The 9,321-nt window shown below is 73.8% G+C and carries 6 protein-coding genes; 5 read left to right on the top strand and 1 reads right to left on the bottom strand.

All coding sequences use genetic code 11. The features are described 5' to 3' along the window. Positions 1-217 precede the first annotated feature (217 nt). Positions 218-1,555, bottom strand: coding sequence for an SWIM zinc finger family protein (locus ABT367_RS39025; RefSeq protein WP_352258415.1), 1,338 nt, complete (start codon positions 1,553-1,555; stop codon positions 218-220). A 183-nt stretch (positions 1,556-1,738) separates the two neighbouring features. On the opposite strand from ABT367_RS39025, the gene ABT367_RS39030 reads away from it, so the two are divergent. The 5 genes from ABT367_RS39030 (at position 1,739) to ABT367_RS39050 (ending at position 9,283) form a co-directional block, all read left to right on the top strand. After that, positions 1,739-2,854 carry an ATP-binding protein gene (locus tag ABT367_RS39030; RefSeq protein WP_352258417.1) on the top strand — a complete coding sequence of 372 codons (1,116 nt, stop codon included), beginning with the start codon at positions 1,739-1,741 and terminating at the stop codon, positions 2,852-2,854. A gap of 41 nt (positions 2,855-2,895) precedes the next feature. Next, complete coding sequence (locus tag ABT367_RS39035; protein WP_434975639.1) at positions 2,896-5,538, top strand: DUF5682 family protein; 2,643 nt, start codon at positions 2,896-2,898, stop codon at positions 5,536-5,538. Continuing rightward, entirely contained in the window at positions 5,535-6,752 is a 1,218-nt protein-coding gene (locus tag ABT367_RS39040; protein ID WP_434975640.1) for a VWA domain-containing protein, read from the top strand. Before ABT367_RS39035 ends, ABT367_RS39040 begins: the two co-directional genes overlap by 4 nt. A gap of 153 nt (positions 6,753-6,905) precedes the next feature. Then, positions 6,906-8,096, top strand: a complete 1,191-nt coding sequence (locus ABT367_RS39045) for a hypothetical protein (protein WP_352258421.1) — start codon at positions 6,906-6,908, stop codon at positions 8,094-8,096. A 116-nt stretch (positions 8,097-8,212) separates the two neighbouring features. Further along, a complete protein-coding gene (locus tag ABT367_RS39050; RefSeq protein WP_352258423.1) occupies positions 8,213-9,283 on the top strand; it encodes a hypothetical protein in 1,071 nt (356 codons plus the stop codon). The last annotated feature ends 38 nt before the right edge of the window (positions 9,284-9,321 follow it).

The raw sequence follows: 9,321 nt of genomic DNA on the forward strand, positions 1-9,321 counted from the left end.
CTTGCGGCTGCGGCCGGCCGCCTGCGCGAGGCTGCCGCGCCGGTCGGTGCCGAGCAGAGCACTCGTGACGAGCTCTTCCCAGGTCGTCATCTCGGTTTCCATGGTCAACCGAGGCCTCCCTCCATGCCGTCGGAGCAGGAACAATCGGAACAGGAACAAGGGGTGGGACGGCAGCGGGCCGGGCCCGCCGGCGCGGCTGCGCGCACACGGCGCATCGTCAGCACAGCGACACCACACCCCCCGCATCCCCCGCCCACACCGTCAGCGGGGTGAAGCCGCGATGGCCGCACTCGCCGAAGACCGTCACCCCGCTGCCGCCCGAGACGGCGGCGAGCCGCCACAGACCGGGCCGGGACACCGGCACCACGGGCAACGCACCCGAGCCGTCGGCGTCGGCGAGCTGCATGCCGTCACCCACCGGTGCCGGTATGACGTCGTGCAGCGTGACCGGCCAGGACTCCAGCCAGGGGTCCTCGCGCAGCGCCGTGCCGTACGCCGACGCCGCCACGCGGGTGCTCACCCCGGCCGGGCGCACCTCGGCGGCCGCGGCCGGCGCGAAGCGCTCGCCGAGCGCATGGCGGTGCCCGCCGCCCGGATACGCGGACAGCTCGGCGTCGAGCGCGAGGCCGACGGGCAGGGCCAGTTCGGGTGCGCGGCCGGCCGCCCCGTAAGAGAGGAGCAGCGCCGTGCGCCCCGACTCCTGTCCGTACAGCCATATCCGGCGCGTGGTGAGCCGCGCGTCCGCCGAGTCGTACTGGGCGAGCACCGCCCACCGGTCGCGCAGCGCGGGGCCCTCGGCGGATGAGGGCAGGCCGATCCGCGAACGGACCGTGGCGGCGAGGGAGTCCGGCAGCTGCTCCCTGCGCAGCCAGGCCCGGTCGAGCAGATGCAGCAGCGCGCACTCCTCGAGCAGCCGCACCGGCCAGCCAGGACCCGACGCAGGGATCACCCCCAACTCCTGTACACGCGCGGCAAGTCCAGGCGCCTGCGCGTCGACCATCCGCCGGGCCGTCTCCTCACCAAGTCCGTGCCCCGACTGCTCCGCCGAGGCCAGGCCGCCGCGCACCAGATCCGCGAGCCGCTGCTCCAGCTCGGTCACCCCCGCGGTGACCCGCTCGGCCCGCCGCGCTGCACGTCTCCGCGCCGCCTCCTCGTCGACCGGCTTGCCGTCCCCCTTCTCCGCTGCGGGTGCCTCCGCGCGCTTACGCCGCCCGTCCAACCACTGCTCCACCCAGTCCGGCGCCTCGGCGTCCGGTATCGCCGAGCCACCGCCCCCGTCGCCCGCCCAGAGCAGCAGCAGCCCCAGCGCGTGCTTGCACGGGAACTTCCGGCTGGGGCAACTGCACTTGTACGCGGGCCCGGCCGTGTCGACGACCGTCTGATACGGCTTGCTGCCGCTGCCCTTGCACAACCCCCATACCGCCCCCTCCTTCGAACTGCCCGCCTCGGACCACGGACCGGCCGCTCCGAGCTTGCTTCCCGCTTTGCGTGACGCGGCGTCAGGCGCCAGTGCGAGCACCTGATCAGCCGTCCAGCGCACCCCCTGCTGAGTCATGCTGCGAAGGTAGATCCCGCCACTGACAATCGGCTGTGACCTGCGGATTCGCGCTTCACTAGCGGCAGTTGGCGCGGCCCGCGCTCCGCCGCCGAGGCCGATTGTCAGTGGCGTGGTGCACCGTGGATGCCATGCCGGAGATCGGCCCGGGACGAGACGTCCCGGAGATCTGGAGGGGGATCCATGACCGTGCTCGACAACGAGACCGCGCGGCCCGCCGCAGAGGTGCTGCGGCCGCACGCGGAGGACGCGTTCGCGGACGAGCTCGCCGCGCTCGCCGCCGCGGACGACCGCCCGCGCCCGGCGCGCTGGCGCCTCTCGCCGTGGGCGGTCGCCACGTATCTGCTGGGCGGCACCCTGCCCGACGGCACCGTGATCACTCCCAAGTACGTGGGGCCGCGCCGCATCGTCGAGGTCGCCGTGACCACCCTGGCCACCGACCGTGCGCTCCTTCTGCTCGGAGTGCCCGGCACGGCGAAGACCTGGGTGTCCGAACATCTCGCGGCCGCCGTCAGCGGCGACTCGACCCTGCTGGTGCAGGGCACGGCGGGCACACCCGAGGAGGCGATCCGGTACGGGTGGAACTATGCGCAGCTGCTCGCCCACGGCCCCAGCCGCGACGCCCTGGTGCCCAGCCCCGTGATGCGGGCGATGGCAGAGGGCATGACGGCCCGGGTCGAGGAGCTCACCCGTATCCCCGCCGACGTACAGGACACACTGATCACGATCCTGTCCGAGAAGACGCTGCCCATACCGGAGTTGGGCCAGGAGGTGCAGGCGGTCCGCGGCTTCAACCTGATCGCGACCGCCAACGACCGCGACCGCGGGGTGAACGATCTCTCCAGCGCGCTGCGCCGCCGTTTCAACACGGTGGTGCTGCCCCTGCCCGAGAGCGTCGACGCCGAGGTCGACATCGTCGCGCGCCGCGTGGACCAGCTGGGCCGCTCGCTCGATCTGCCGCCGGGGCCCGACGGGATCGACGAGATCCGGCGGGTCGTCACCGTCTTCCGTGAGCTGCGCGACGGCATCACGGCCGACGGCCGCACCAAGGTCAAGTCCCCGAGCGGGACGCTCTCGACGGCCGAGGCAATCTCCGTCGTGACCGGCGGTCTCGCGCTCGCCGCCCACTTCGGCGACGGCGTGCTGCGGGCCGGCGATATCGCGGCGGGCATCCTCGGCGCGGTCGTCCGCGACCCGGCGGCGGACCGGGTGATCTGGAAGGAGTACCTGGAGGCGGTCGTGCGCGAGCGGGACGGCTGGAAGGACTTCTACCGGGCCTGCCGCGAGGTGAGCGGGTGAGCGTGCGGGTCTCTTGATCGCGTACGGATGATCGTGTGCGGATGGTCGCGTGGCAAGGAAGAGGGGGAGGGGAGTTGAGGGCTGTGCACACCGCAGAGGTGGGGTCGGCGCACGGGGGAGCCGGGAGCGGGCCGTGGATTCTCGGCGTACGGCATCACGGGCCGGGTTCGGCGCGGGCGGTACGGGCGGCGCTCGATGCGCAGCGTCCGCGGGCCGTCCTGATCGAGGGGCCGCCCGAGGCCGATGCGCTGGTGGCGCTGGCCGCCGACGAGGAGATGCGGCCGCCGGTCGCGCTGCTCGCGCATGTGGTGGACGAGCCGGGGCGCTCGGCGTTCTGGCCGTTCGCGGAGTTCTCGCCGGAATGGGTGGCGGTCGACTGGGCGCTCGAGCAAGGCGTTCCGGTGCGGTTCATCGACCTGCCGGCGGCGCACTCGCTGGCGATGCGGGCGGAGGAGGAGAAGAGGGAGAAGGAGGGGCCGGCCGGCGGTGAGGGGGAGCCTGGCGCCGAGGGGGTGCCTGGTGCCGCAGAGCAGCCGGGTGACGGGGACGAGCCGGGCGTTGGAGGCGAGCCGGGTGCTGCGGGCGAGCCGGGTGCTGAGGGCGGCCCGGCGGCCGACCCGGATGCCGAGTCCGCGGCCGGCCTTGATGCCGAGTCCGAGGGCGACCCCTCCGCCGAAGTCCTGCGCGTCGACCCCATCGCCGTCCTCGCCGAGACCGCCGGTTACGACGACCCCGAGCGCTGGTGGGAGGACGTCGTCGAGTACCGAGGGCAGGCGGACGACGCCTTGGCGCCGTTCGCCGCGCTCGCCGAGGCGATGGGCGCGCTGCGCGAGGTGTACGGGGCGGGCGGCCACGACCGCGACCTCGTCCGCGAGGCGTACATGCGGCTCCAAATGCGTGCCGCAGCGAAGGAGTTCGGGCCGGAGTACGCGGTCGTCTGCGGCGCCTGGCATGTGCCCGCCCTGCGCGAGAAGACCACCGTCACCGCCGACCGCGCCCTGCTCAAGGGCCTGCCCAAGGCGAAGGTCGACATGACCTGGGTGCCCTGGACCCACCGCCGCCTCGCCCGCGCGAGCGGCTATGGAGCGGGGATCGACTCACCGGGCTGGTACGCGCATCTCTTCGCGGCCCCCGACCGCCCCGTGGCGCGCTGGCTGACCAAGGTCGCTGGGCTGCTGCGCGACGAGGACCGCCTCGTCTCCTCCGCCCATGTCATCGAAGCCGTACGCCTCGCCGAGACGCTCGCCGCGATGCGCGGCCGTCCGCTGCCCGGTCTCTCCGAGACCACGGACGCCGTCCGTGCCGTGTTCTGCGACGGCTCCGACGTACCGCTCTCGCTCATCCACGACCGCCTCATCGTGGGCGATGTGCTCGGCGAAGTTCCCTCGGCCGCACCCGCCGTACCGCTGCAGCGCGACCTCACCCGGATCCAGAAGTCGCTGCGGCTCAAACCGGAGGCGCTGGAGCGGGAGTTGGAGCTCGACCTGCGCCAGACCAACGACGCCGAACGCAGTCGTCTGCTGCACCGTCTGCGGCTGCTCGGCATCGGCTGGGGCGAGCCCGCGGCCGCCACCCGCGGCAGCACCGGCACCTTCCGCGAGAGCTGGCGGCTGCGCTGGGAGCCCGAACTCGCCGTGCGGGTGGCCGAGGCCGGCATCTGGGGGACCACGGTGCTGGGCGCGGCCACGGCGAAGGCCGAGTCGGACGCGGTGGGCGCCACCGCACTCGCCGACGTCACGGCCCTCGCCGAGCGCTGCCTCCTGGCCGCGCTGCCCGACGCACTGCCCGTCGTGATGCGTGTCCTCGCCGACCGCGCGGCACTCGACGCCGACGTCGGCCATCTCGCCCAGGCCCTGCCCGCGCTTGTCCGCTCGCTGCGCTACGGAGACGTGCGCGGCACCGACACCGGCGCGCTCACGGAGGTCGCGGCCGGCCTGGCCGAACGCGTCTTCGTCGGTCTGGCCCCCGCCTGCGCGGGCCTTGACGCGGACGGTGCGGCCGAGATGCGCACACATGTGGACGCGGTCCACGGGGCGGTGGGCCTGCTCGACGACGAACGGCACGCGAAGGTCACCGGCCCGGACACGGCCGGTGGCACCGCTACGGACACAGCCACCGCCCTGCCACCGTCCGCGACCGAAGGCATACGGCCCCGCTGGTACACCGTTCTGCACACCCTCGGCACCCGCGACACCGTGCCCGGAGTGATCCGCGGGCGGGCGGTGCGACTGCTCCTGGACGAAGGGGAGTTGAGCCAGGACGAAGCCGGGCGCCTGATGGGCCTCGCCCTCTCGGTGGGCACCCCGCCGGCCGAGGCGGCCGCCTGGATCGACGGCTTCGTCGGCGGCGGGTCCGGCGGCATGCTCCTCGTCCACGACGAGCGGCTGCTCGGCCTGGTCGACGCCTGGCTCACATCCGTGCCCGACACGGCGTTCACGGATGTGCTGCCCCTGTTGCGCCGCACCTTCTCGGCGTACGAACCGGGCGTACGGCGCACCCTCGGCGAACTGGTCCGCAGGGGCCCGGCCGCGCAGGCCGCCGCGACCGAGGCGGTCGGCGTGCCCGGGTTCGCGGACGCGCTGGACGAGGAACGGGCGGCCGCCGTCCTGCCCGTGGTCCGGCTGCTGCTCGGCCTGGACGTACCCCCTGAGGACTCGGACGCACTCGCGGAGGCTGCCCGATGACCACCCCCGCCACCCCGACCACTCCCACTACTGCGACCATCCCCACCCCGCCCACTTCGCCCGACGCGGAGCGTCTGCGTCGCTGGCGCATGGTCCTCGGCGGGCAGGAGGCCGACGGCACCGGCTGCGAACTGTCGGGCCGCGACGCCGCGATGGACTCCGCGCTCGAATCCCTCTACGGAAAGCGGGGCGGAGCCGGCGGCACGAGCCGTGACCGCTCCGCGGGGCTCGGCGCCTCGGCGCCCTCCGTGGCGCGCTGGCTCGGGGACATCCGTACGTACTTCCCGTCCTCCGTCGTACAGGTCATGCAGCGCGACGCCATCGACCGCCTCGGCCTGTCCACGCTGCTGCTCGAACCGGAGATGCTCGAAGCCATCGAGCCCGACGTCCACCTCGTCGGCACGCTGCTCTCGCTCAACAAGGCGATGCCCGAGACGACGAAGGAGACGGCAAGGGCCGTGGTCCGCAAGGTCGTCGAGGACCTGGAGAAGCGCCTGGCCACCCGCACCCGGGCCACCCTCACCGGAGCCCTCGACCGCAGCGCGAAGATCAACCGGCCGCGCCACCACGACATCGACTGGAACCGCACGATCGCGGCCAACCTCAAGAACTACCTCCCCGAGCACCGGACCGTCGTCCCCGAGCGCCTCATCGGCTACGGGCGGGCCGCGCAGTCCGTGAAGAAGGAGGTCGTCCTCTGCATCGACCAGTCCGGGTCGATGGCCTCCTCCGTCGTCTACGCCTCGGTCTTCGGCGCGGTCCTCGCCTCGATGCGCTCGATCAGCACCCGGCTCGTCGTCTTCGACACGGCGGTCGTCGATCTCACCGACCAACTCGACGATCCGGTCGACGTGCTGTTCGGCACCCAGCTCGGCGGCGGCACCGACATCAACCGCGCCCTCGCCTACTGCCAGTCGCAGATCACCCGCCCCGCCGACACCGTGGTCGTCCTCATCTCGGACCTCTACGAGGGTGGGATACGCAACGAGATGCTCAAGCGGGTCGCGGCGATGAAGGCCTCGGGCGTGCAGTTCGTGACCCTGCTCGCGCTCTCCGACGAGGGGGCACCTGCGTACGACCGCGAGCACGCCGCGGCCCTCGCCGGCCTGGGCGCTCCCGCCTTCGCCTGTACGCCCGATCTGTTCCCCGACGTGATGGCGGCGGCGATCGAGAAGCGCCCACTGCCCATACCGGACAAGGAGACCCATCAGTAACAGGGGGCTTGCGGAACCCCAGTTGTCGCGTGCGAGGATCGGCGGGCGTGCTGGAGTGAGCGGTTCCGCCCCCACGGACCTCACCCGGCCGGCGCGTCGGCCCCCGGCCGGCGTCGCACCCGGGCACCCACCACCCCACGACATGGAGCCCTGTTGACCCACGCGGCCACGCTGCCCCCAGCCGTCCGGCGCCTCATGCGCCCGACGGCGGTGCGGCGCGGGCTGCAACTGCTCCTGCTGCTCGGCACGTTCCTGGTGCTCGGGCTGCTGTGCGCCGAGCGGGCCGGGGCCGCGGAGCAGGACACGGATCCCGTGGCACCGGCCGCCTCCGTGACGCAGACAGCCACCGATCCGCTGGGGGAGACGCTCACCGATCCGGTACGCCGGACCACCGAGCCCGTACGGGAGACGGTCTCCGCGCCGGTACGCCAGGTCGCCGAGCCCGTACGGGAGGCCACCGAACCGGTACGGGACACACTCACCGAGCCCGTACGTGAGGCCACCGAACCGGTGCGTCAGGTCGCCGTGACCACGCAAGAGGCCACGGCACCCGTACAAGAGGCTGCTGGGCCTGTACGGGAGGTCGGCGATTCCACTCGTGAGGCTGTCGAGCCCGTACGGGAAGCAGCCGAGCCCTTGCGCGAAGCCGCCGCACCCGTACGGGAAGCGGCCGAGCCTCTGCGGCAAGCCGCCGCACCCGTACGCGAGGCGGCCGAGCCGATACGGGACGTCGCGGCGCCAGTCCGTGAGGTCACTGCGCCTGTTCGTGAGGTCACGGCGCCCGTCCTTTCCGTCGTCCGCTCCGTGCAGGAGCCGGTGCGGCAGCTCACCCGGCCCGTGGCCGACGGGGTCGGCCGGACCGTCGAGGCCGTGACGGTGCTGCTCGAACCGGTCGGGTTGCCCCAACCGGGGCTGCCGTATGTCCCGTTGCCCGCAGGGCCGGGCAGCGACGCCGGGGGAGCCCGGGGACAGGACCCTTCGGCCTCCGCGTCCGAGCCGGCCGACACGGCGGATCAGACGCGCCCGGACGCCGCCCACCGGCTCGCCTTCGCGGGCACGGACGGTGACACCGCCCAGGCGGCCGAGCCGTCCGCCCACCCCGTGGCCCGACTGCCGCTCCCCGAGCTTCCGTCGGGCCCCGCGCACCTCCCTGCGCCCGGCGCACCCCAGGGCTTCGGCGCCCACAGCACCGCCGAGTCCAGCACCCAGCGCCACGGTGACGCACAGCCCGCCACACTCCCGGACCGGCACCTGAGTGTGCCGTTGCCCGGCGGCAAGGGCGCCTCCACCTCGTACGACCGGATCCTCGACCGGCATCGCGACGTCCTCGAATTCCCCGGCTAGGGCAGGCCTTTCCCCGCCTGAAGACCTGCCGCGCGGGGGCGGGACAGGTCTGCCCGCCGCGAAGGAGCCGTGAACGGCCCCTTCGTACCCTCGAATTCGAAGGATCCGACCCAGTAATGAGCAAGCACAAGAAGCAGAGCGCAGCCTCCGTCAACGGACGGAAGCTCCGCAGCTCCCTCGTCATAACCGCTGCCGGCGCCACCGGCATGATCGGCATCGGTGCCGCCAACGCCGGCGCCGCCGAGCTGCCGGCCACCGCGCCGGTCAGCACCCCCGACGTGGACGTCGTCACCGGCGCCCTCGACCAGGTCCGCGACAAGGCGTCGGGCGCCGGGGCCGAGCAGGCCGTGGGCCAGGCCAAGGCGGCCGCGGCCACCACCGCCGCCAAGGCCAGGTCCGCCGCGGGCGACGTCAAGGACATCAAGGGCGCGGCCGACCGCGTCCAGGCCGCCGCCGACCAGGCCAAGGGCGCCGCATCCCAGCTCCCCACGAGCCAGCTCCCGTCGGCCGACCTCCCGACCGGCCAGCTCCCGTCCGCGGACCTCCCCACGGGCCAGCTCCCGTCGGCCGACCTCCCGACCGGCCAGCTCCCGTCCGCCGAGCTGCCCACCCAACTCCCCGCCCCCGAAGCCGAGATCGACTACCTCTTCGGCCCGCTCGCGGACTTCGCCCCCCAGACAGTCCTGGAGCAGGCCCCCGCCCAGGCGCAGGGCGCCCTCGCCGCGGCCAACCCGGTCGTCGCCGAGACCACCGCCTCCGTGCTCCCGCCCCTCGCCGCGACCGCCGTCGACTCGGTGCTCCCGGTCGTGGGCCAGGTCCTCGCCGACGCCGGGACGCTGGTGCAGGGCGTGGGCGGAGACGTCACGCCGTTCGCGCAGGGAGTCACCGACGAGGTGCAGCCCTTCGCCGGGGGCGTGGTCGAGGACGTACGGCCGGTCGCCGACGTCGTCGTCTCCGAGGTGCAGCCGCTGGTCCAGGACGTCGGCACCGCCGCGACCGGTCTCGCCACCGGTGTCGGCGGCGACGTGGACGGCCTGGCGCGCGGCGTCACCTCCGAGGTCGCCCCGCTGGCCCAGGGCCTCACGGACACCGTCCGCACCGACGCAGGACCGCTGCTCCAGAACGCCGCCTCCGGCGCCCAGGGCACGGCCTCCGCGGTGACCCCGGGCTTCGCGGCCGGCATCTGACGCGGACCGGCCGCCCCGGCCGGTCCTGACAGACGGGC

The sequence above is a fragment of the Streptomyces mesophilus genome (assembly GCF_040300965.1).
In the GTDB taxonomy this organism is placed as follows: domain Bacteria; phylum Actinomycetota; class Actinomycetes; order Streptomycetales; family Streptomycetaceae; genus Streptomyces; species Streptomyces mesophilus_A.

Excerpts from the sequence above, each read along its gene's own strand:
- ABT367_RS39040 (WP_434975640.1), top strand. The coding sequence starts at position 5,535 with ATGACCACCCCCGCCACCCCGACCACTCCCACTACTGCGACCATCCCC.
- ABT367_RS39025 (WP_352258415.1), bottom strand. The coding sequence starts at position 1,555 with ATGACTCAGCAGGGGGTGCGCTGGACGGCTGATCAGGTGCTCGCACTG.
- ABT367_RS39030 (WP_352258417.1), top strand. The coding sequence starts at position 1,739 with ATGACCGTGCTCGACAACGAGACCGCGCGGCCCGCCGCAGAGGTGCTG.
- ABT367_RS39035 (WP_434975639.1), top strand. The coding sequence starts at position 2,896 with ATGGTCGCGTGGCAAGGAAGAGGGGGAGGGGAGTTGAGGGCTGTGCAC.
- ABT367_RS39050 (WP_352258423.1), top strand. The coding sequence starts at position 8,213 with ATGAGCAAGCACAAGAAGCAGAGCGCAGCCTCCGTCAACGGACGGAAG.